The organism is Microbacterium sp. S308A+ (assembly GCF_049800815.1).
Classification (GTDB): domain Bacteria; phylum Actinomycetota; class Actinomycetes; order Actinomycetales; family Microbacteriaceae; genus Microbacterium.
This window is the reverse complement of sequence record NZ_JBNAFT010000001.1, coordinates 1,127,247-1,146,790: the sequence shown is the minus strand read 5'-3', so window position 1 is coordinate 1,146,790 and position 19,544 is coordinate 1,127,247. Positions and strand designations below refer to the sequence as shown.

The following is a 19,544-nucleotide window of genomic DNA, read 5'->3' as shown; positions in this document are numbered from 1 at the left end:
ATTCTTCCAGTAGACGCCACGCGGCGCGGAGGACCGGAGTCCGCCCGCGCCGCGTGGTGAAGGACGTCAGGAAGCAGCGACGACCGGCTTGTCGCCGAGGCGCTCGCCCGACTCGATGTCGAACAGGTGCAGGTGGCCGGGGACCGGCGCGATCACGACCTGGTCGCCCGCGTTCGGGTGACGACGGCCATCGACGCGTGCGACGATCTCGGTGCGCTTGCCCGCGACCTCGGTGTGGCCGTACAGGTAGCCGTCGGCGCCGAGCTCCTCCACGAGGTCGACCGTGACCGTGAGGCCCTGGCCGTCCTCGGGAGAGACCACGAGGTCCTCGGGGCGGATTCCGACGGTGGCCTCCTTGCCGCTCGCGCCGGCGAGCACGTCCGCCTCGACGCCCACGAGCTTGGTGCCGAACTGGACGCCTCCGGTAGCGAGGTCGGCCGGGAAGAGGTTCATCGCGGGAGAGCCGATGAATCCGGCGACGAACACGTTGCTCGGCTTCTCGTACAGGTCGCGCGGCGTGCCGACCTGCTGTAGCAGACCGTCCTTGAGCACGGCGATGCGGTCGCCCATCGTCAGCGCCTCGGTCTGGTCGTGCGTGACGTAGACGGTGGTGACGCCCAGACGGCGCTGGAGCGAGGCGATCTGCGTGCGGGTCTGCACACGCAGCTTGGCGTCGAGGTTCGACAGCGGCTCGTCCATGAGGAAGACCTGCGGCTGCCGGACGATCGCGCGGCCCATGGCGACGCGCTGACGCTGACCGCCGGAGAGCGCCTTGGGCTTGCGGGTGAGGTACTGCTCGAGGTCGAGGAGCTTGGCGGCCTCGAGGACACGCTTGGCGCGCTCTTCCTTGCCGACGCCGGCGATCTTGAGCGCGAAGCCCATGTTCTCCGCGACCGTCATGTGCGGGTACAGGGCGTAGTTCTGGAACACCATCGCGATGTCCCGATCCTTCGGGGGCACGTCGGTGACGTCGCGGTCGCCGATGAGGATCCGGCCGTCATTGACCTCTTCGAGGCCGGCGAGCATGCGCAGCGAGGTGGACTTCCCACACCCGGACGGGCCGACCAGGACGAGGAACTCTCCGTCGCCGATCTCGAGGTTGAGCTTGTCGACCGCGGGTCGAGTACCCCCGGGGTAGAGGCGGGTTGCGTCGTCGAACGTCACAGAGGCCATCTGTTTCTCCTTCACCGGCAGGTACGTGCCGGACGATCCGTCGTGAATGGAAGCGGCGGGGGTGAGCCGCCGTGGCCCGCCGTCGGGCCATCGTCAGTATCTCACGGCGGGAGCCGCGCCGTCCATCCGTTCGCGCTCGACATGCAGCCTCAGGGCGGTCCCCGTCTGGGTATTTCCCAGCCTGCCTGGCTAGCATCGTCATCGACGCTGTTCGTCTGCAGCGCCCCGGGGAGGCCCGTCCCCCGCCCAGAGTCTCAAGAGGAACGATGTCGAGCGACGAAACGCCGAACGTCCCGACCTCCCGCCACGCGCGCGAGGCGGTCAGGGAGAAAGCACAGCAGGTGCACGCCAAGCAGTCCCGAGCGAGGGTCGTTCGCGGCGTGATCGTCGGCCTCGTCGCGGTCGCCGCCGTCGGGGCGGCGGGCATCGGCATCGCCTCCGCCGTGAGCTCGACTATGAACAAGCCGGAGCTCATCCCGTCGAACATGCAGGACGACGGCGTTGTCGTCCATCAGCTCTCGGCGGCGGCGACGAAGAAGGCGACAGCCGACGCCTCGCCCACGGAGGGCGCAGACGCCGGGGCAGTCTCGCCGTCGCCGGCCTCCACCGCGAGCCCGGTGGAGATCCACGTCTACGTCGACTATCTGTCCTCGAACGCCGGCGACTTCGAGCGCACGAACGCACGGCAGATCGAGAGCTGGATCGGTCAGGGGGCGGCGACCCTCGTCTACCACCCGATCGCGCTGCTCACGGCCAACTCGAACGGCACGAAGTACTCGCTGCGCGCCGCGGCTGCGGCGGCCTGCGTCGCGAACTTCGACCCGGACAAGTTCTACACCTACAACCACGAGCTGCTCACCGACCAGCCCGCGGTCGACACCGACGGCAAGTCCGACGCTCAGCTCGCGGACCTCGCTCAGGCCATCGGCATCGAGGACATCAAGGGCGTCCGCTCCTGCATCGAGGACAAGCACTACACCGAATGGGTCAAGGACGCGACGGCTCGCGCCGCGAAGGGTCCGCTGCCCGGCTCGGTGGACCTCCCGCTCAACGCGGCGCCGACGGTCGTCGTGAACGGGCAGGCCTACATGGGGGCGATGGACGACCCCGGCGAGTTCTCGCAGTTCGTGTTCTCTGTCTCGAGCGACGCGTATTACGGCACTCCCACTCCCACGCGGTCGCCGTCCCCCACAGCGACCGTTCCCGCCTCCTGACGCCGCGTTGCGGGGGTGGAGGCGGGTCGTCTCCTACACTGGGGGATGGCACCTGCCGACTTGGCGCAATTGGTAGCGCACCGTACTTGTAATACGGGGGTTACGGGTTCGAGTCCCGTAGTCGGCTCTGGAGATCTCCTGATCGGGCAGGAAGGGGATGGCCCCGGACTCATGGAGCCCGGGGCCATCCCCTTGTGTCCTCGCGTGGCTGTCCGTTCTAAAGAGACGAGGTGGGGCTGATCACCGGCGCGGAGGCGAGGTCCTCCAGACGGTAGGTCGATCCGGTGTCGTCGGGGAGCGTCTTGCTCGCGGCGAGCGAGGAGTCCCCGGTTCTCGGATCGATGACGTAGACGTCGCCCCGCACAGGGCCGCCCCATGCGATGTAGAACAGCCCGCTGTCGTACGTGGCGGCGGTGCCCTTCCACGCCAGCCCGTCAAGATAGCGCATCTCGTAGAGGGCCGGGACGGCTCCGGTCACCCGGAAGACGGGCTCGACGCCGAGCTTCGCGCCGGCGGTGAGGTGATACCGGGACATCCAGAACTCGTTGGAAGTAGCATCCCAGATGAGCCCCCACATCTGACCGTCCGGGGTGAAGGTGAGATCCGGCCCGACATACCCGCTCTGGATCTTGGCGGCGTGGGGGCCGACGCCGACCGCGCCGGGAGTGTTCGACTGACAGGCGAGCGTGATCGGGTCGATCCGGGCCACCTGGACCGTCGCCATGTTCGCTGTGTTGCTCACCGCCCAGACGTCGCCCGCGGTGTCGACGGCCATCCCTCCCCAGGCGGGTGAGTACCCGCCGCTGGAGAGGCAGTCGAAGGTGCCCAGGTCGGTGACGATCGACGTGGTGCCGTTGGTCGCAGGGTCCGGGATCGCCTTGTACAGATGGTTCCGGTTGGCGGCGTTGTCCCAGGTCGAGCCGTAGAACGCGAAGCTTGCTCCTTGACAGTTCGGCTGGCCGACCTTGTCGAGACCGAACGCGAGGTTCCCCGCCCAGTCGTAGCCCGCGTCGGTCTTCGGCACGGTGAACGTGCTCGGGTTGCCGGTCCCCACGTACTGGAAGATGGCCTGCCCCGACGAGCCGTAGACGCCGTGCGGGTCATAGGAGACGCACTCGGCCGGGACCGATGCCGCAGCGAACGGGACCGACGTCGCGGCCGCGATCACCGGGACGCTCCACGCCGCTCCGCGGACGACCGTCCGACGCGAGACTCCGACCGGCTCCTTCTCGTTCTCTTCGCTTGTGATGTTGTCGTGCACAGTTTCCCCCGTTGGTTCTCATGACGAAGCGCACCCGCGTCCGCGGCCGTGCGCTCCCCATCCAGTAGGACAGCAACGGGTGCGCGTTATCTGTCGAACAGGGTGTTTCTGTCCGCGATCAGTCGTCCGAGCGGCCGACTTCGGGAACGGGTCAAAGACAGCCGTCGAGAGGCCATCACTCTTCATGAAGCCCTGTGCTCACGGCGTCGGCGCTCTCCATCATTCGCGGACGTCGCCTGCTCCCCAGCCTGTGAACGAGACGACCATGCGCCGAACGACCAACATGCCCACGGCCAGCACGCCGTACCCGCTGAGCACCCTGGCGTGGAGGCCTCTCCCGCCGGAACCGCAACGGTGGTCTGTCGAGGCCACCGCCCACGACTCCTGGGTCGTCGCACGGGTGTGGTCGACGGCCGGCTCTCTTCGAGCGAAGGGGCTCGACGACGGGTGGACGAGGGTCATCCTCGGGGTGGACGGCATGGCGGAGGTCAGCGTGAACGACGGCTCTCTGCAGATCCGCCCCCACGAAGCCCTCTTCCTGCGGGCCGACGATCACGTCACGACGACGAACAGCGGGATCTGGGCGAGATGCGAGTGGCAGCTTCACGCGCCGACGCTTCGGCAGGAGAAGTTCGCGCGTTCGTTCGGGCGCGCCCTCCCGCTGCAGGCCGACTACTACGCCCTGCTCACCACGATGACGAACGCCACCAGCACGCAGCCGACGCTCGGCCAGACAGGCGGCGCGGGCATGCTCCTCGACGCGTTCACCGGGGTGGCCGTCGCGGCGATGCTCGATGCGACAGGAGAGACAGAGCGTCTCTCGGCCACGCAGACGGCCATCCTCCAGGACGCTCGCGCGGTGATCGAGCAACGGTACATGGACAGCGCGTTCGACGCCGGGACGCTCGCCTCGACGTTGGGGCTCTCCGCTCGCCACCTCCGCCGACCGTTCGCGGCCGTCGGCACGACCCCGAGCAGAGCGATCGAGGAGCGACGACTCGACGCGGCGGACTCCGTCCTCCGCGTCACGCCGGCACGGAGCAGGGGGACTCTCGAACAGGTCGCCACCATCGCGGGCTTCTCTTCTGCTCGACGCCTCCGGGACGCCCTCAAGCGCCGATCCGGCCAGGAACGCTGAAACAGTCGGAAGCGCTGAACCGATGCCATCCTGCGCGAGGCGTCGCGCGGCTCGGCGGGGCTGCGGTCAGAAGACCCAGGGCAGTGTGAAGACCCACACGGCGCCGATGGCGAGGGCGAGGACCGCGAAGAGGATCCAGAAAGACATCATGATGCCGGAGAGCACGAGCCCCCAGACAGCGAGTGTCTTGCTCTGAGGCTCGCGGCGGAGCGCCTGGATGCCGAGGACGACGCTGACGAGGGGAACGACGAAGGTCCAGCCGGCGACGACCGACACGATGCCGAGAACGAAGCTGGCGACGCTGAGCGGGCCGGCGGCGGGACGCTCCGTCGCTGTGCCGGCGTGGAGAGCAGAGGTGGACACGGTGGTTCCTTTCACGGCCTCCCGAGTCTCGGCGGCCTGTGATTCCAGCCTTCAGCATGTTCCCGTGCTGGCCAAGCCCTCAGGGCCTTGTTCATCCTGGCGAGGGGGCTGATTCATCCCAGAGGATGACGGCGTGGCCCCGGAGAGCGAGGAGTCGCCCGAGGGGAACGGGGCCCGGCGTCCAGGCACGGCGAAGGCCCGGCATCGAAGCGGATGCCGGGCCTTCGAAGGGTCTCAGTGGTGCTGGACGAGCTGCGCGGCCGTCGACAGCGGGCGGACGGCGCCGATACCGGCGATCGTCGGGCGGAGATTGCCGCCTTCACGATGCACGAACCGCATCGCGATGAGCCGGTTGACCCTGTTGCGGATGCGCGCGCGGCGGAACGGGACGAGCGGATGCCCTCCGCCGAGCACGTTCTGCTCCGGGGTGGCCTCGTCCGCGACGAGCATGTTCAGGAGCTCGCGCATCGGGCGGGTCAGCGTCCGGCCGAAGGTCGATCCACGGCGAAGCTCGGTGAGAACCTCTGCGTCGATGCTCTGTGCGGGCGTCTGCGCCGACCTCGAAGGTCGCAGAGTCTCCACATCGATCATGTCGACGGTGTCGCGCGGGCTCACAGCCTGAGCTTCCAGTGTCATTGTTCCCTCCCCAGAGAAACGTGACGGTGCCCGAGAACGCCCCCAGGGCGCCTTGCCGTATGAATGCCGCCGTCGTGGTCCCCACAGCGGTTATGGGTCAGAGCTTCGGGCTCGACTAACCCATCAGGACAGAATACCTGGTCGATGGTCTACTGTCGAGCCCAAAAGGCCGAAGTGCGGCGCGTCGTTCGGCTGATCCGCAGGATGGGCCGATTCCTTACGCCGGCGCGGTCGAGAGCTCACGCCTCCGGTCGTCAGGGCGCCCGGCGATCGTCGCGGCCTCGACCCATCGGGCGACGTCTTCCGATGCGAGCAGAACGTCGTCCATCAGGGCGCGGGACGGGCGTGCGGTGAGCCATTCGCGTGCGAGACCCGGCGACAGGAGGACCGGCATCCTCTCATGGATGCCGGCGAGCCGAGGGGGAGCGGGGCGCATCAGGATCGAGTAGCAGGTGAGCCAGGAGCCGTCGTCCGTGTGGCAGAGGCGGGTCACCGCGGCCATGCCGAACACCGCCCGTCCCGCCAGCGTGAACTCGTTCCAGACCCGGCTCGGCTTCTGCATCTCGTACCAGCTCGTCGCCGGCACGATCGCTCGCCCCGCCAGCCCGTCCGGGCTCTGCCGCACGCGCTCAGATCTGGTGTTGATGGAGGGGAAGCGCGCGGGGGCGCCGTCGACAAGGAGCCCCCACCAGGCCTCCTCCAGCGCGGGTGCGCCGCCGCGTCCGACGACGATCGGGTTGAGGTTGCGCAGCCGCCGACCGGTGGGGCGGATGACCTCACCCGCGTTGCGGTCGGCCCACGTCCGGAGGGCTTCCACGAGCTCGGCGTCGGGCTCGTCGTCGAAATGCACGTCGCCGAACCTCGGATCGAGGCCGTAGTTCGCACACATGGGCTCAGGATATCGCCGCCGGACGACGGAGCGCCCTGCGCGGTGACCGGCGGTGCGGCAGACGTGCTCGGGTAGGGTCGCTGGGGTGACGGACCAGGCGCGCCGCGAGCTTCCCTCAGGGATCTACCTGGGCGGGGCCGTGGCCATCGGCGCGATGACCGCGATCCAGGCGCGGATCAACGGCCTGCTCGGCGTCCGTCTGTCGGACGGCGTCGTCGCCGGTCTCGTCTCCTTCTCCGTCGGGCTCGTCACCCTCCTCGTCGTCGTCATCCTCCTCCCCGCCGGACGTGCGGGCGCGATGCGGCTGTGGCGGGGCGTGCGCGACCGGTCCGTGCCGCCGTGGATGCTGCTCGGCGGCGCGTGCGGAGCCCTCACCGTGTCGACGCAGGGACTCGTCGCGGGGGTCCTGGGCGTCGCGCTCTTCACGGTGGGCGTGGTTGCTGGCCAGACGCTGCACGGCCTCGTGCTGGACCGGATAGGGTTCGGCCCGGCGGGAGTCGTCGCAGTGACATCGGGTCGGGTCGTGGGCGGGGTCCTCGCCCTCATCGCGGTCGGGATCTCGCTCGGCGGCGGAGTGCTCGACCGGGCTCCGCTCTGGATGCTGTCGCTCCCCTTCGCCGCCGGCATCGGCATCGCATGGCAGGCGGCGGCCAACGGACGACTCGGGCAACGTGTGCGCTCCCCTCTCGCCGCCACGCTGATGAGCTTCATCGTGGGGACGGTGACGCTCGCGGTGGCGGCGACCGTGAGCGTGATCCTCACCGGTGCGCCCAACCCGCTGCCGGTGGAGCCGGGGCTCTATCTCGGCGGTCTCCTCGGCTTTGCGTACATCCTGCTCGGCGTCGTGGTCGTCGCACGCACGGGTGTGCTGCTGATGGGGCTCGGATCCGTGCTCGGGCAGCTCACGACCTCGGTCGCGATCGACCTCCTCTGGCCCCCGCTCGCCGGCCCCGCTCTCTGGCAGGTGTTCGCGATGGTCGTCGTGGCCACGTGCTCGGTGGTGGTCGCCGTGCCGTGGAGCCGGCGGACCCGACGCTGACGCCGGCTCTGTCGAGGCTGAGCGCGACGGGAGCGATCAGTGTTTCTTCTTCGCGGACTTCCGGTCCTTCTTCTTCGTGCCCTTGGGCTTCTTCCCGTCGCCCGTGTGCGGCGTGCCTCTGTCTCCCGGGTGCATGGTGTCGTCGGGACGCGCGGTGTCGCCGCCCACTGTGGAGGACGGCATCCTGGTGAGCAGGGCGCGTGCGGGCACCTCCTTGCGGCGCCCGGGGGTGCGTCCCGGCTTTCCTCCGATGTAGAGCCAGCCGAGCAGCGTCTCGTCCTCGCCCAGCCCGTGCGCGGCGGCGACCTCCGGCGTGCGGGTGAGCCCGCCCGTCCGCCAGATCACCCCCCATCCGGCCTCGTCCAGGAGGAGGCTCAGCACATGGGCGACGCCGGACGCGACCGCCTCCTGCTCCCACCGCGGGACCTTGCCGCTCTCCCGAAAGCTGGCGACGACCGCGATGAGGAGAGGCGCGCGGAGCGGCTTCGCCGACGGCTCGGAGGAGCCCTGCGCCGCGCCGAGGGCGGCTCCGAGCGTCAGACGGTCATCGCCGCGCAGCTCGATCAGGCGCCAGGGGCGGAGCGACGAGTGGTCGGCGACCCGTCCGGCGGCGGCCACGAGCGGGAGCAGCTCCTCCCGCGTGGGCGCCTCGTCGGTGACCTTCGACCAGGACTGGCGAGACCGTACCGCGTCGAGCGCGGTCATCGGGCGTCCGGGTCGGCGGCGCCGTCCGGGCGGAAGTCGAGCGCGATCGAGTTCATGCAGTAGCGGTCCCCCGTGGGAGTGCCGAATCCGTCGGGAAAGACGTGGCCGAGGTGTGAGCCGCAGGCGGCGCAGCGCACCTCGGTGCGCACCATGCCCAGGCTCGTGTCCTCGATCAGCTCCACGGCCTCGGGACGGATCGACTCGTAGAAGCTCGGCCACCCGCAGCCGGAGTCGAACTTCGTGCCGCTGCGGAACAGCTCCGCCCCGCAGGCGCCGCAGGCGTACAGGCCCGCGCGACCCTCGTCGAGGAGCTCTCCGGTCCACGGGCGCTCCGTCGCGGCCTGGCGCAGCACGGCGTACTCCTGTTCTCCGAGCTCCGACCGCCACTGCTCGTCGGTCTTCTTCACGCGATAGTCCATGTGCCCTCCTCGGATGCGGAACCCTCCATCTATTCTCGTCGCTTCGCGGCGTCCACGGCCTGTGCGGCCGGGATCCGCGGATCGCCGCCGGGGATCGGCGGGTTTCCTGCCTCCGCGGCATAGCGTGAGAGCGATGTCCGAGCAGCTGACCGATCGCGAGCGTGGCATCCTCGACCTGGAGGCGCGGATGCCACGGCACGGAGGCGCCAAGGAGGAAGCGATCCGGGCCGAGCTCTCCCTCGCACCCGCTCGCTATTATCTGCTGCTCGACCGGCTGCTCGATGCCGACGCCGCCCTCGCGTACGACCCGCTGCTGGTCCGTCGTCTTCGCCGCGTCCGCGACGAGGGAGCGCGGCGACGGGCGGAGCGCGTCTCCGGCGCGACCGGCTGAGGTCACGCGTGCCCCTGAGGGCGTGCCGCTAACATCGAGACGTGCCCACACCCGATCGCGACCGCTTCGACGACGCCCCCCGTGCCGAGGGCAGAGTCGGCGCCCATCGCGCGGAGAACCCGGGCATGAACGGCTGGGTGGTCCTTCTGTGGTCGGCGGTGGCGGCCCTGATCCTCATCGCCGGAGGGATCTTCGCCGTGATGGTCGCGACGGACCGGATCTCGCTCGGCCCTCAGCCGACGAGCACAGCTCCGCCGCCCTCCTCCTCGACGCCGCCGCGGATCGACACCTCGTACGGCGTCATGATCCTCAACGCGACCGGCAGGGACGGGCTCGCGGCGGGTCTGCGCGACACGATCGTGAACGCGGGATGGCCGGAGGAGTCGGTCCTCGCCGGTGATGCCGATTCGCAGGACTTCGCCGAGACCACCGTCTACTACCAGAACGAGAGCGATCAGTCGGCGGCGGAAGCCCTCGCCGCCCTCGTCGGCGGTGCGAAGACCGTGCAGAGCAGCACCTATGGGGACGACATCGCGGAGGGTCTGAAGCAGCTGACCGTGGTGATCGGGCTCGACCATGTCGCGGGGAGCGCGCCCTCGCCGTCGGGGGCGCCGGCCGACGGGGGATCCGAAGGCGCGACCACGCCCTGACCTCGCCCTCCGGGCGCTGGCGCGCGGCTTGCACTCGAAGGTGCCGAGTGCCAGAATGGCATTAGCACTCGCTCTCGCTGAGTGCTAAGACCAACGCCTACGTCCAGGAGGGACGACAGAACTCATGGCAAAGATCATCGCTTTCGATGAGGAGGCCCGTCGCGGCCTCGAGCGCGGCCTGAACATCCTGGCCGACGCCGTCAAGGTGACGCTCGGCCCGCGTGGCCGCAACGTCGTGCTCGAGAAGAAGTGGGGCGCGCCCACGATCACGAACGACGGCGTGTCGATCGCCAAGGAGATCGAGCTCGACGACCCGTACGAGAAGATCGGCGCGGAGCTGGTCAAGGAGGTCGCCAAGAAGACCGACGACGTCGCGGGTGACGGAACCACCACTGCGACCGTTCTCGCCCAGGCGCTCGTCCGCGAGGGCCTGCGCAACGTCGCCGCCGGCGCCGACCCGATCAGCCTCAAGAAGGGCATCGAGAAGGCCGTCGCCGCGATCACCGACGAGCTCCTCGAGTCCGCGAAGGAGATCGAGTCCAAGGAGGAGATCGCCGCCACCGCGTCCATCTCGGCCGCCGACCCGGCCATCGGCGAGCTCATCGCCGAGGCGATCGACAAGGTCGGCAAGGAGGGCGTCGTCACGGTCGAGGAGTCGCAGACCTTCGGCACCGAGCTCGAGCTCACCGAGGGCATGCGTTTCGACAAGGGCTACCTCAACCCCTACTTCGTGACGGACCCCGACCGTCAGGAGGCGGTGTTCGAGGACCCGTACATCCTCATCGCCAACCAGAAGATCTCGAACATCAAGGACCTTCTGCCCGTCGTCGACAAGGTGATCCAGGACGGCAAGGAGCTCGTCATCATCGCTGAGGACGTCGAGGGCGAGGCTCTTGCGACCCTGGTGCTCAACAAGATCCGCGGGATCTTCAAGTCGGTCGCCGTCAAGGCCCCCGGCTTCGGCGACCGCCGTAAGGCCCAGCTCCAGGACATCGCGATCCTCACGGGCGGCACGGTCATCACCGAGGAGGTCGGCCTCAAGCTCGAGAACGCCACCCTCGACCTGCTCGGCCGGGCGCGCAAGGTCATCGTCACCAAGGACGAGACGACCATCGTCGAGGGCGCCGGCGACGCGGAGCAGATCTCCGGCCGCGTGACCCAGATCCGTCGCGAGATCGAGAACACCGACAGCGACTACGACCGCGAGAAGCTGCAGGAGCGCCTCGCCAAGCTCGCCGGCGGCGTTGCCGTCATCAAGGCGGGCGCGGCCACCGAGGTCGAGCTCAAGGAGCGTAAGCACCGCATCGAGGACGCCGTCCGCAACGCGAAGGCGGCCGTCGAGGAGGGCATCGTCCCCGGCGGTGGCGTCGCGCTCATCCAGTCCGGGACCAAGGCGCTCGCCGCCCTGGAGCTCTCGGGTGACGAGGCGACCGGTGCGAACATCGTGCGCGTCGCGATCGAGGCTCCGCTGAAGCAGATCGCTCTCAACGCCGGCCTCGAGCCGGGCGTCGTGGCGGCCAAGGTCTCCGAGCTCCCGCAGGGTCAGGGCCTCAACGCCGCGACCGGCGAGTACGGTGACATGTTCGGCCAGGGCATCATCGACCCGGCCAAGGTCACCCGTTCGGCGCTGCAGAACGCCGCGTCGATCGCCGGCCTCTTCCTCACCACGGAGGCGGTCGTGGCCGACAAGCCGGAGAAGGCCGCTGCGGCCCCGGCCGACCCGACCGGCGGCATGGACTTCTGATCCAGCGCTGAGCGGACGACAGGAAGACCCCCGGCTGCAGCCGGGGGTCTTCCTCGTATCCAGACGGCGGGTCGATCGGTCGTCCGGCGTCAGCGGAAGAGCGAGGCGGAGTAGTCCTCAGCCTGGGCGTACTGCCGCCCCGCGCTGTCCAGTGCCTGACCGATCGTGTCGAGCGCCTGCTCGACATGCGTCTGGGCGCCCCGCCATTGCTCGGTGGCGGTCTGGAACGCCGTCGAGGCCTGCCCCGACCACGAGGCCGGGAGATCAGAGAGCTGCGCCATCATCGTCGCCGTCTCGGATCGCAGTCGCTCGGCAGTGCTGCGCAGCGCCGAGGTCGCGGAGAAGACGGCATCGGTGTCGACGGTGAAGAAGGTCATGGCGACGGTCCTTTCGAGGTCGGTGCGGGTTCCTCGAGGGTAGGGGCCCGTTGTTTCCGGAGGCCGTCCCGATCGCGTGACCGGTGGAGAACTCCTCGGATGACGGATCCGTGCAGGCGCATTCGTCCGAGACCGGCATCGGGTCAGAGGTCGAGCGGCTCCAGCGGCTGGGTGTCTTGGAGCAGGTGCTCGGGAGTCGCCCTGGCCGGTGCGAGGGGGAGCGAGACCGTGAAGGTCGCTCCGCCGCCGGGGGTCTCCGTCACATCGACCCCTCCGCCGAGGGCCTGCACGATGGAGGCGACGATCGCGAGGCCCAGACCCGATCCGCCGGTCTCGCGGGTACGCGACGAGTCGGCACGCCAGAAGCGCTGGAAGATCTGCTCCCGGATCTGCTCGGGCACGCCCTCGCCGTGATCCACGATCGAGAACCAGCCGATGTCCCTGTGCCGGTCTGCGCCGACGACGATCTCGATGGGAGAGTCCTCGGGAGAGAAGCGCCGGGCGTTGCCGAGCAGGTTGGCGATCACCTGGCGGACCTTGTTCTCTTCGCCGAGCACGATGGGCGGGGTCGAGACGGGAACGACGATCGCCTCGGAGAAGTCGATCTCCGGGACGGCGGACGCGGCGTCCTTGGCGCGGCGTCGGAGGCGTCCGAGAGAGATCGCGCCCCGGTTCCGTGCCGCCGGCGGTGCCGGGCGCGTGATCGCGGGCTCCTTCGGCGGCGTCGGCCGCACCGGCGCGCTCTCTGCCGTCCGGTCCACGACCGTCACCGTGCGCAGCGGCGCGGCCGCGCGGACGTCGAGGGCGGCGTCCTGTGCGAGCGGCCGCAGGTCGAGGGGCTCGATCGTCAGCTCACGCTGCTCGTCGAGGCGCGCCAGCGCGAGCAGGTCCTCGACGAGGACGCCCATCCGAAGCGCCTCCTTCTCGATGCGCTCCATCGCCCGCGCCGTGTCCTCCTCGCCCGTGATCGCCCCCATCCGGTACAGCTCCGCATAGCCTCGCACGCTCACGAGGGGGGTGCGCAGCTCGTGGCTGGCGTCGCCGATGAAGCGGCGCATGTGCTGCACCGTGCGATCGCGTTGCGCGAGGGAGGCGTCCACCCGATCGAGCATCGTGTTGATGGCGGAGTTGAGGCGCCCCACCTCGGTGGTCGGCTCGAGGTCTGTGAGGCGCTGGCTGAAGTCGCCTGAGGCGATCGACATCGCGGTGGACTCGACCTGTCCGAGCCTGCGGAAGGTGAGCGTCACGAGCCCTCGCGTGAGCAGTGCGGCGACGAGGATCGTGATCAGCGCGATCGTGATGAAGACCCCGAAGTAGGTGGCGATGATGCTGTCGGTCTCCTCGAGTGAGAGTGCCACGACCTGGATCCGCACCGGGCTCGCCCCGGCGGACTGCTGCACCGACGTGCCCGCCCGGAACTCGACGCCGTCGGCGGAGGTCAGCGTGCGGACCGATTCTGCCTCTGCGTCCGCGAGCGCCACGGGAAGCGGGTAGGAGGGCGGGAACGAGGGCGGAGACGCGTTCGGAGAGCCTCCGGCAGCGGCCTTCAGATCGCCGGAAGGGTCGTAGACCGCGACGAAGTAGTCTGTGACCCGTGGCGCGTCCGTCCGAGGTGTCACGACCAGCTCCCCGTCGCCGGCCTGCTCGAACGTGAAGAAGCGCGAGGCGACGTCGCTCGACACGACCGTCGGCAGCTGGGCTTCCACGTTGGCGACGAGCGAGTTGCGCAGGATCGGCATCGACCCGATCCCGGTGACGAGCAGCCCGAGGGCCAGCACAGCGACGGTGACGCCGGTCACCTTCGCGCGCAGGCTGATCCGCCGCCACCATTGGGTGACCGCGTCGGTCTTGTGGGCCATGTCAGGCCGACTTGCCCACCTTGAGCATGTAGCCGAAACCGCGCTTGGTCTGGATCACCGGCTCCTCGGTGTGCGGGTCGATCTTGCGCCGGAGATAGGAGATGTAGCTCTCCACGATGCCCGCGTCGCCGTTGAAGTCGTACTCCCAGACGTGATCGAGGATCTGCGCCTTCGACAGCACGCGGTTCGGGTTGAGCATCAGGTAGCGCAGGAGCTTGAACTCGGTCGGGCTCAGCTCGATCGCCGTCGAGCCGACGAAGACGTCGTGCGTGTCCTGATCCATGGACAGCTCGCCGGCGCGGATGATCGACTCCTCGTCGGCCTGCATCGTGCGGCGCAGGATCGCCTGGGCGCGGGCGACGATCTCGTCGAGGCTGAAGGGCTTGGTGACGTAGTCGTCGCCGCCGGCGTTGAGCCCCTCGATCTTGTCCTCCGTGTCGTCCTTCGCGGTGAGGAAGAGGATCGGAGCGGTGAAGCCGGCGCCCCGAAGGCGCTTGGTGACGCTGAACCCGTTCATGTCGGGGAGCATGACGTCGAGGATGATGAGGTCGGGCTCCTCCTCGAGGACGGCGGAGATGGTGGCGGCGCCGTTGGCGACGGTCTTCACCGAGAATCCGGCGAAGCTCAGCCCCGTGGACAGCAGGTCGCGGATGTTCGGTTCGTCGTCGACGACCAGGATGCGCGCTTCAGTCATGCCCCCATTATGGTGACCTCTTCGATGCGCATGCTGGATTCTGTCGGATCCGCGCCACCGCGGGTCGCCGACGAAGCCCCGCTCCCGTGACGTCAGGCCTAGGCGGCCTCGAGATCGGCGGCATCGAGGATGGTGTAGCTGTATCCCTGTTCCGCGAGGAAGCGCTGGCGGTTCTGCGCGTAGTCCTGGTCGACCGTGTCCCGTGCGATGAGCGTGTAGAAGCTCGCCGTGTGCCCGGACTGCTTGGGACGCAGGAGCCGGCCGAGACGCTGGGCCTCCTCCTGGCGCGAGCCGAACGATCCTGACACCTGGATCGCGACCGATGCCTCGGGAAGGTCGATCGAGAAGTTGGCGACCTTCGACACCACGAGCAGGGAGATCTCGCCCTCGCGGAACTGGCGATAGAGCTCCTCGCGCTCGTCCACCGGAGTCGCCCCGGTGATCTGCGGCGCCTCAAGCGCGTCGGACAGCGTGTCCAGCTGATCGAGGTACTGCCCGATCACGAGGACGCGCTCGCCGGGATGCTTGGCGATGAGCTCCCGCACCGCGTCGATCTTCGCCGGAGCGGAGGCCGCCATCCGGTAGCGCTCGTCGTCGGTGGCCGCCGCGTACTCCAGGCGATCGTCCGGCGGGAGGTCCACCCGTACCTCGTAGCAGGCGGCGGGCGAGATGAAGCCCTGGGCCTCGATCTGCTTCCATGGCGCGTCGAAGCGTTTCGGTCCGATGAGGCTGAACACGTCGCCCTCGCGGCCGTCCTCGCGGACGAGGGTCGCGGTCAGGCCGATACGGCGGCGGGCCTGGAGATCGGCGGTGAGCTTGAACACGGGGGCGGGCAGCAGGTGCACCTCGTCGTAGACGATAAGACCCCAGTCCATCTCGTCGAGGAGCGAGAGGTGGGCGTACTGCCCTTTCCTCTTGGCGGTGAGGATCTGGTAGGTCGCGATCGTGACCGGCTTGACCTCTTTCACCTGCCCTGAGTACTCGCCGATCTCCTCGGCGGTCAGACTCGTGCGCTTGAGGAGCTCGTCCCGCCACTGGCGCGCGGACACCGCGTTGGTGACCAGGATGAGGGTCGTGGTCTTCGTCGCGGCCATCGCGCCGGCGCCCACGATGGTCTTCCCCGCGCCGCAGGGGAGCACGACCACCCCGGATCCGTCCTTCGCGTAGGCCTCGACGGCCTCGCGCTGGTAGGGGCGCATCTCCCAGCCGTCCTCGGCGAGGGCGATCTCGTGCGGCGTCCCCGGCGTGTAGCCGGCGAGGTCCTCGGCGGGCCATCCGATCTTGAGGAGCTCCTGTTTGATCTGTCCGCGCGCCCAGGCGTCGACCGCGTAGGCGTCGGGGGCGGGGTGGCCGATGAGCAGCGGCTGGATCCGCTTGTTGTTCGCGATCTGGGTGAGGACTGCGGGATCCGTGGAGCGGATGAGGAGGACGCCCTCGTCGTCGCGCTCGATCACGAGCCGCCCGTAGCGCCCGACCGTCTCGCGGATGTCGACCGACACCGACGGCGGCACGGGGAAGCGGGACCAGCGGTCGAGGGTGGCCAGCATGTCGTCCGCCGTGTGACCTGCGGCGCGCGCGTTCCACAGGCCCAGCCGCGTGATCCGGTAGGTGTGGATGTGCTCGGGCGCGCGCTCCAGCTCCGCGAAGATCGCAAGCTCGTGACGCGCGCTCTCTGCGTCGGCGTGGGCGACCTCGAGGAGCACGGTTCGGTCGCTCTGGACGATCAGGGGGCCATCGGACATAGCCGCCCAGTCTACCGGTCGCCGGCGAGAACGGGTCCGGCGCGTGGCGTGCGGGCCATGCGCGTGCGGGCGTCAGGAGCCTGTGCCGTCGGCGGGGACGAGTCGCGTGGAGCGGATGCTGCGGATCGGCAGGGTCCGCTCCACGTCGGCCGCCCGATCCCGCCCTCGCAGGCGGCCGCCCCCGAGGCCCGTGACCTCGAGGACGAGCTCGCGGGTGGAGCCGTCCGGCATCGCCACCTCGACCGCCAGGACGGCCCGCTGGCGAACGGCGTGCTCGAGCTCTCGATCGAGCCAGGCGGCGTCGGCATCCGGCCCTTGTGCGGAGCGGAGCCGGTGGAGGAGGTCTCGGTAGCGATGCGCGGCGTCCTCGTCCCGGTTCGGCGAGAGCGCGGGGACGCGCAGGGCGCGCTCGTCGGCGCCGTCGGGCCCGATCAGGGCGGCCGGATAGTGCTCGTCGGTCAGCGCCCAGAACACCGTCTCGCGTCCGACACGGGTGGACAGGGCGGCTCCGTCGCGCACGAGGCCGAGCGGACGCAGCGCGTGGTCCACCCCGATCGCATCGAGCAGGTGCGGGTCCGCGGAGTCGATGCTCGTGCGGCCGGTGACCGGATCGGCGGTGACCCGCACCAGGCCGTGTCGTTGCGTCGCCTGGGAGACGAGGTACCGCAGCGGTTGGGGGACCCCGGTCAGCGAGATCTCCTCGAGGAAGGCGATGATCGACCGCTCGGTCTCTCCGACCGCGAGGCCTGCGGCGAGCGAGTCCGCGGTGAAGCGATAGGAGGATGCCTGTGTCGCCGGCTCGCGTTCCGCCATGGTCCGCAGGCGCAGATCCAGGGTCGGCAGCAGCGGTCCCGGTGCGATCGCGCTGAGGTCGTTCTGCAGGAAGACGCGGTCGACCTCGGCGGGCAGTGCCGCTCTCAGCAGGGTGACGTCCGCCTTACCGCCACCGCGCATCGGGGCCGCCCAGGGGGTGGGGCGTCCGTCTGCGACGAGACCGAGCAGCTCGGCGCGGCGGGAGTGAGCGGCGGCGGCCTCGGGCCACGTCGAGTCCCAGGGGTACGCATCAGGCCAGGCCCCGGGATCGATCCAGCCGCCCCCCGGGCGTCGTAGCCCTGCGGGCAGACGCCGCAGGAACCCCTCGGCCAGCATCGTCCACCGTTCGACCCCCGGCAGGCCCAGCCAGTCCTCGCCCACGGAGGTGAGGCGGAGCGTGCGGTCGGCGGCGCGAAGCAGGTCGGCCGCGATCCCGAGCACGAGGAGGTCGTCGATCAGCACACCGTCGTCGGGGAGCCCGCGTTCGACGGCGCGGCGCTTCTCCGAGGCGCCGATCGTCCCCCCGGCCAAGAGCGCGAGGGGAGTGTCCTGGGTGAGCAGCATGAGGTCGGCCAGGATCGCGACGGCGGTGAACGCGTGCTCAGCGCCTCGTGCCGCGAGGGCCGCGTCGGCGACATCCTCGGACGACAGCGCGGGTGCGTCGGGGGTGCTGCGGCGGATGGGCAGATCGGGGAGGCCGGCGACCGCCGCGGCGACCGGCGGATAGGGGGTGCCGTCCGGCGCGAGGAGCGCGAGAGCGACGAGCGCGGCCGTTCCCTCCGACGCGGGAGGGCCGCTCGCCCCGTGGACGGCCGCCCCGTGGACGGCCCCGGCGAGCCCTTCGGCCTCCTCCCGGGTGAGACGAGGGAGGAACCGCGTGATCGCCGCCGGGTCGAGGAGCGCCTCGGCCGCGTCGAAGAGGTCGTTCCAGGGAGCGTCCGCCCTGATCTCTCGACGGGTGAGCAACAGGAGCAGATCCTCTTCCGCGCGCCCGGCCAAGGCCTCGGCGAGCGGGCGCGCGTGGGTGCTCATCGTTCCGGCCGTGGCGGCGTCAGGAGCGCCGGGCGGCGCGTCCTCTCCGCACGAAGCTCATCACGAGCAGCGCGATGATCATGGCGAGCGCGATCGGCAGGCCCCACAGCGGGACGGCGGCGATCACCGGCCACAGCCCCCCGCCGAAGTCGGACTGTCTCATGCCGACGGCGGTGCCGATGATGATCGCGAAGAAGCTCAGCACGGAGGCCGCGGCGATTCCGAGGGCGGCGAAGGCCAGAAACCGGTCGATCGCGCGGACCGGCACATCGTCGGCGCGCGGCGTGGTGCTCATCCGTCTCAGCCTACCGGTTCCTCGACGGGTAGGCTGGAGGGGCGGATGGCGGTCATCCGCGCACGGTCCTTCCGGATCCTCGGGTCCGGCTCCATCGATCAGCGAGGTTTCCCCATGCCCACCGGCAAGGTCAGGTTCTACGACGACGAGAAGGGGTTCGGCTTCATCTCGACGGATGACGGCCAGGATGTCTTCCTGCACGCCACGGCCCTCCCCGCCGGCGCGACGGTCAAGGCCGGGACACGCGTGGAGTTCGGCGTGGCCGACGGCAAGCGCGGGCTCCAGGCGCTCTCGGTCCGCGTGCTCGATGCGCCGCCGAGCCTGGCCAAGACGAAGCGGAAGTCCGCCGACGACATGGCCGTGATCGTCGAGGACCTGGTGAAGCTCCTCGACGGCATCGGCGGCGATCTGCGCCGTGGCCGCTACCCCTCGTCCAGTCACGGGCGCAAGATCGCGGCCGTCCTCCGCAAGGTCGCCGATGACCTCGACGCCTGACGCCGACCAGCGGCTGCTGGACGCGAGGGACCTCGCGCTCGCCGCTCTCCACGAGATCACCCCCGCGGCGACCATCGGTCCCGCGGCGGGATATCTCGTCGAGGAGGACGGCACGGTGTCGCTCCGGTTCGAGAACCGCCTCCCCGGTTACCCGGGCTGGTACTGGACGGTGACGGTCGCGCGCGTCGACGACGAGGAGCCGACGGTGCTCGAAGCCGAGCTGTTGCCGGGCGACGGCGCGCTGCTCGCCCCGGAATGGGTGCCGTGGGCCGAGCGTCTGGCGGAGTATCGCGCGCATCAGGCGGAGCTCGCCGCTCACGACCGGGACGAGGACGGCGATGCCGCGGGTGAGGGCGATCCTGGCGACCAGGACGACCTCGATGAGGCGGACGAGGTCGACGGAGCAGACGAGGGGGGCTTCGACGAAGTGGACCTCGACGAGGACGACCTCGACGAGGACCTCCTGCATTCCGGGGACCTCGACGGCGTGGACATCGACGAGCTCGACGACTCCGCCACCGGGAGCGAGGACGAGGAAGCCGTGGCGAAGACCGGCGAGTCCGAGCCTGACGAAGCCGGCGATACTCCGACGGCTTAGCCGCCTCGCGAGTTCCC

General features: G+C 69.8%; 21 protein-coding genes and 1 tRNA gene. 9 read left to right on the top strand and 13 right to left on the bottom strand.

Annotation, left to right across the window (positions count from 1 at the left end; all coding sequences use genetic code 11):
- Positions 1 to 66: 66 nt before the first annotated feature.
- The gene (locus ACP15J_RS05425; RefSeq protein WP_424937381.1) at positions 67 to 1,173 is read right to left on the bottom strand and encodes an ABC transporter ATP-binding protein; all 1,107 of its coding nucleotides are present in this window, start codon (positions 1,171 to 1,173) and stop codon (positions 67 to 69) included.
- 266 nt (positions 1,174 to 1,439) lie between these two features.
- Here ACP15J_RS05425 and ACP15J_RS05420 point away from each other — a divergent pair, with 266 nt between their 5' ends.
- Both ACP15J_RS05420 and ACP15J_RS05415 read left to right on the top strand, forming a co-directional pair.
- Positions 1,440 to 2,387: a DsbA family protein gene (locus ACP15J_RS05420; RefSeq protein ID WP_424937382.1), complete on the top strand. Its 948-nt coding sequence runs from the start codon at positions 1,440 to 1,442 to the stop codon at positions 2,385 to 2,387.
- A 54-nt stretch (positions 2,388 to 2,441) separates the two neighbouring features.
- Positions 2,442 to 2,514, top strand: a tRNA-Thr gene (locus ACP15J_RS05415).
- Positions 2,515 to 2,604: 90 nt separating this feature from the next.
- On the opposite strand, the gene ACP15J_RS05410 is transcribed toward ACP15J_RS05415, so the two are convergent.
- Positions 2,605 to 3,648 carry a hypothetical protein gene (locus tag ACP15J_RS05410; protein WP_424937383.1) on the bottom strand — a complete coding sequence of 348 codons (1,044 nt, stop codon included), beginning with the start codon at positions 3,646 to 3,648 and terminating at the stop codon, positions 2,605 to 2,607.
- Positions 3,649 to 3,913: 265 nt separating this feature from the next.
- Between ACP15J_RS05410 and ACP15J_RS05405 the strand changes: the two genes are divergently transcribed.
- Entirely contained in the window at positions 3,914 to 4,786 is an 873-nt protein-coding gene (locus ACP15J_RS05405) for a helix-turn-helix domain-containing protein (protein WP_424937384.1), read from the top strand.
- A 66-nt stretch (positions 4,787 to 4,852) separates the two neighbouring features.
- Here the strand turns inward: ACP15J_RS05405 and ACP15J_RS05400 are convergent, their stop codons facing one another.
- The 3 genes from ACP15J_RS05400 to ACP15J_RS05390 form a co-directional block, all read right to left on the bottom strand.
- The gene (locus tag ACP15J_RS05400; RefSeq protein ID WP_424937385.1) at positions 4,853 to 5,149 is read right to left on the bottom strand and encodes a hypothetical protein; all 297 of its coding nucleotides are present in this window, start codon (positions 5,147 to 5,149) and stop codon (positions 4,853 to 4,855) included.
- 234 nt (positions 5,150 to 5,383) lie between these two features.
- Positions 5,384 to 5,785: a hypothetical protein gene (locus ACP15J_RS05395; RefSeq protein WP_424937386.1), complete on the bottom strand. Its 402-nt coding sequence runs from the start codon at positions 5,783 to 5,785 to the stop codon at positions 5,384 to 5,386.
- Positions 5,786 to 6,002: 217 nt separating this feature from the next.
- Positions 6,003 to 6,674, bottom strand: coding sequence for an SOS response-associated peptidase family protein (locus ACP15J_RS05390; protein ID WP_424937387.1), 672 nt, complete (start codon positions 6,672 to 6,674; stop codon positions 6,003 to 6,005).
- An 85-nt stretch (positions 6,675 to 6,759) separates the two neighbouring features.
- Here ACP15J_RS05390 and ACP15J_RS05385 point away from each other — a divergent pair, with 85 nt between their 5' ends.
- Positions 6,760 to 7,713, top strand: a complete 954-nt coding sequence (locus tag ACP15J_RS05385; RefSeq protein ID WP_424937388.1) for a DMT family transporter — start codon at positions 6,760 to 6,762, stop codon at positions 7,711 to 7,713.
- Positions 7,714 to 7,749: 36 nt separating this feature from the next.
- On the opposite strand, the gene ACP15J_RS05380 is transcribed toward ACP15J_RS05385, so the two are convergent.
- Together ACP15J_RS05380 and msrB are read right to left on the bottom strand one after the other, a co-directional pair.
- The gene (locus ACP15J_RS05380) at positions 7,750 to 8,418 is read right to left on the bottom strand and encodes a nitroreductase family protein (RefSeq protein ID WP_424937389.1); all 669 of its coding nucleotides are present in this window, start codon (positions 8,416 to 8,418) and stop codon (positions 7,750 to 7,752) included.
- Positions 8,415 to 8,837 carry a peptide-methionine (R)-S-oxide reductase MsrB gene (gene msrB, locus ACP15J_RS05375; RefSeq protein WP_424937390.1) on the bottom strand — a complete coding sequence of 141 codons (423 nt, stop codon included), beginning with the start codon at positions 8,835 to 8,837 and terminating at the stop codon, positions 8,415 to 8,417. Before msrB ends, ACP15J_RS05380 begins: the two co-directional genes overlap by 4 nt.
- A gap of 133 nt (positions 8,838 to 8,970) precedes the next feature.
- Between msrB and ACP15J_RS05370 the strand changes: the two genes are divergently transcribed.
- From ACP15J_RS05370 to groL, 3 genes are all read left to right on the top strand, one after another.
- Positions 8,971 to 9,228 carry a DUF3263 domain-containing protein gene (locus tag ACP15J_RS05370; RefSeq protein WP_424937391.1) on the top strand — a complete coding sequence of 86 codons (258 nt, stop codon included), beginning with the start codon at positions 8,971 to 8,973 and terminating at the stop codon, positions 9,226 to 9,228.
- 41 nt (positions 9,229 to 9,269) lie between these two features.
- Positions 9,270 to 9,878 carry a LytR C-terminal domain-containing protein gene (locus ACP15J_RS05365; RefSeq protein WP_424937392.1) on the top strand — a complete coding sequence of 203 codons (609 nt, stop codon included), beginning with the start codon at positions 9,270 to 9,272 and terminating at the stop codon, positions 9,876 to 9,878.
- 124 nt (positions 9,879 to 10,002) lie between these two features.
- Positions 10,003 to 11,622, top strand: a complete 1,620-nt coding sequence (gene groL, locus ACP15J_RS05360; RefSeq protein ID WP_424937393.1) for a chaperonin GroEL — start codon at positions 10,003 to 10,005, stop codon at positions 11,620 to 11,622.
- A gap of 89 nt (positions 11,623 to 11,711) precedes the next feature.
- Here groL and ACP15J_RS05355 read toward each other — a convergent pair whose 3' ends face one another.
- The 6 genes from ACP15J_RS05355 to ACP15J_RS05330 form a co-directional block, all read right to left on the bottom strand.
- Positions 11,712 to 11,999 carry a WXG100 family type VII secretion target gene (locus ACP15J_RS05355; RefSeq protein ID WP_424937394.1) on the bottom strand — a complete coding sequence of 96 codons (288 nt, stop codon included), beginning with the start codon at positions 11,997 to 11,999 and terminating at the stop codon, positions 11,712 to 11,714.
- Positions 12,000 to 12,142: 143 nt separating this feature from the next.
- Entirely contained in the window at positions 12,143 to 13,858 is a 1,716-nt protein-coding gene (locus ACP15J_RS05350; protein WP_424937395.1) for an ATP-binding protein, read from the bottom strand.
- A gap of 1 nt (position 13,859) precedes the next feature.
- Positions 13,860 to 14,552, bottom strand: a complete 693-nt coding sequence (locus ACP15J_RS05345; protein ID WP_197219920.1) for a response regulator transcription factor — start codon at positions 14,550 to 14,552, stop codon at positions 13,860 to 13,862.
- Positions 14,553 to 14,650: 98 nt separating this feature from the next.
- Positions 14,651 to 16,294 carry a DNA repair helicase XPB gene (locus ACP15J_RS05340; protein ID WP_424937396.1) on the bottom strand — a complete coding sequence of 548 codons (1,644 nt, stop codon included), beginning with the start codon at positions 16,292 to 16,294 and terminating at the stop codon, positions 14,651 to 14,653.
- Positions 16,295 to 16,366: 72 nt separating this feature from the next.
- Positions 16,367 to 18,139, bottom strand: coding sequence for a helicase-associated domain-containing protein (locus ACP15J_RS05335; RefSeq protein ID WP_424937397.1), 1,773 nt, complete (start codon positions 18,137 to 18,139; stop codon positions 16,367 to 16,369).
- A 19-nt stretch (positions 18,140 to 18,158) separates the two neighbouring features.
- Positions 18,159 to 18,434, bottom strand: a complete 276-nt coding sequence (locus tag ACP15J_RS05330; RefSeq protein ID WP_424937398.1) for a hypothetical protein — start codon at positions 18,432 to 18,434, stop codon at positions 18,159 to 18,161.
- A gap of 114 nt (positions 18,435 to 18,548) precedes the next feature.
- Between ACP15J_RS05330 and ACP15J_RS05325 the strand changes: the two genes are divergently transcribed.
- Both ACP15J_RS05325 and ACP15J_RS05320 read left to right on the top strand, forming a co-directional pair.
- Positions 18,549 to 18,929, top strand: a complete 381-nt coding sequence (locus ACP15J_RS05325) for a cold-shock protein (RefSeq protein ID WP_424980890.1) — start codon at positions 18,549 to 18,551, stop codon at positions 18,927 to 18,929.
- Positions 18,913 to 19,527 (top strand): DUF3027 domain-containing protein, encoded by a 615-nt coding sequence (locus ACP15J_RS05320; protein ID WP_424937400.1) that lies wholly within the window; start codon positions 18,913 to 18,915, stop codon positions 19,525 to 19,527. The genes ACP15J_RS05325 and ACP15J_RS05320 overlap by 17 nt, the downstream gene beginning before the upstream one ends.
- Positions 19,528 to 19,544 lie beyond the last annotated feature (17 nt).

What these genes read in the sequence shown, in the direction of transcription:
- ACP15J_RS05355 (WP_424937394.1), bottom strand. Translation starts at nt 11,999, where the DNA reads ATGACCTTCTTCACCGTCGACACCGATGCCGTCTTCTCCGCGACCTCG.
- msrB (WP_424937390.1), bottom strand. Translation starts at nt 8,837, where the DNA reads ATGGACTATCGCGTGAAGAAGACCGACGAGCAGTGGCGGTCGGAGCTC.
- ACP15J_RS05350 (WP_424937395.1), bottom strand. Translation starts at nt 13,858, where the DNA reads ATGGCCCACAAGACCGACGCGGTCACCCAATGGTGGCGGCGGATCAGC.
- ACP15J_RS05330 (WP_424937398.1), bottom strand. Translation starts at nt 18,434, where the DNA reads ATGAGCACCACGCCGCGCGCCGACGATGTGCCGGTCCGCGCGATCGAC.
- ACP15J_RS05405 (WP_424937384.1), top strand. Translation starts at nt 3,914, where the DNA reads ATGCGCCGAACGACCAACATGCCCACGGCCAGCACGCCGTACCCGCTG.
- ACP15J_RS05395 (WP_424937386.1), bottom strand. Translation starts at nt 5,785, where the DNA reads ATGACACTGGAAGCTCAGGCTGTGAGCCCGCGCGACACCGTCGACATG.
- ACP15J_RS05420 (WP_424937382.1), top strand. Translation starts at nt 1,440, where the DNA reads ATGTCGAGCGACGAAACGCCGAACGTCCCGACCTCCCGCCACGCGCGC.
- ACP15J_RS05335 (WP_424937397.1), bottom strand. Translation starts at nt 18,139, where the DNA reads ATGAGCACCCACGCGCGCCCGCTCGCCGAGGCCTTGGCCGGGCGCGCG.
- ACP15J_RS05380 (WP_424937389.1), bottom strand. Translation starts at nt 8,418, where the DNA reads ATGACCGCGCTCGACGCGGTACGGTCTCGCCAGTCCTGGTCGAAGGTC.
- ACP15J_RS05345 (WP_197219920.1), bottom strand. Translation starts at nt 14,552, where the DNA reads ATGACTGAAGCGCGCATCCTGGTCGTCGACGACGAACCGAACATCCGC.
- ACP15J_RS05370 (WP_424937391.1), top strand. Translation starts at nt 8,971, where the DNA reads ATGTCCGAGCAGCTGACCGATCGCGAGCGTGGCATCCTCGACCTGGAG.
- ACP15J_RS05340 (WP_424937396.1), bottom strand. Translation starts at nt 16,294, where the DNA reads ATGTCCGATGGCCCCCTGATCGTCCAGAGCGACCGAACCGTGCTCCTC.
- ACP15J_RS05390 (WP_424937387.1), bottom strand. Translation starts at nt 6,674, where the DNA reads ATGTGTGCGAACTACGGCCTCGATCCGAGGTTCGGCGACGTGCATTTC.
- ACP15J_RS05425 (WP_424937381.1), bottom strand. Translation starts at nt 1,173, where the DNA reads ATGGCCTCTGTGACGTTCGACGACGCAACCCGCCTCTACCCCGGGGGT.
- groL (WP_424937393.1), top strand. Translation starts at nt 10,003, where the DNA reads ATGGCAAAGATCATCGCTTTCGATGAGGAGGCCCGTCGCGGCCTCGAG.
- ACP15J_RS05320 (WP_424937400.1), top strand. Translation starts at nt 18,913, where the DNA reads ATGACCTCGACGCCTGACGCCGACCAGCGGCTGCTGGACGCGAGGGAC.
- ACP15J_RS05325 (WP_424980890.1), top strand. Translation starts at nt 18,549, where the DNA reads ATGCCCACCGGCAAGGTCAGGTTCTACGACGACGAGAAGGGGTTCGGC.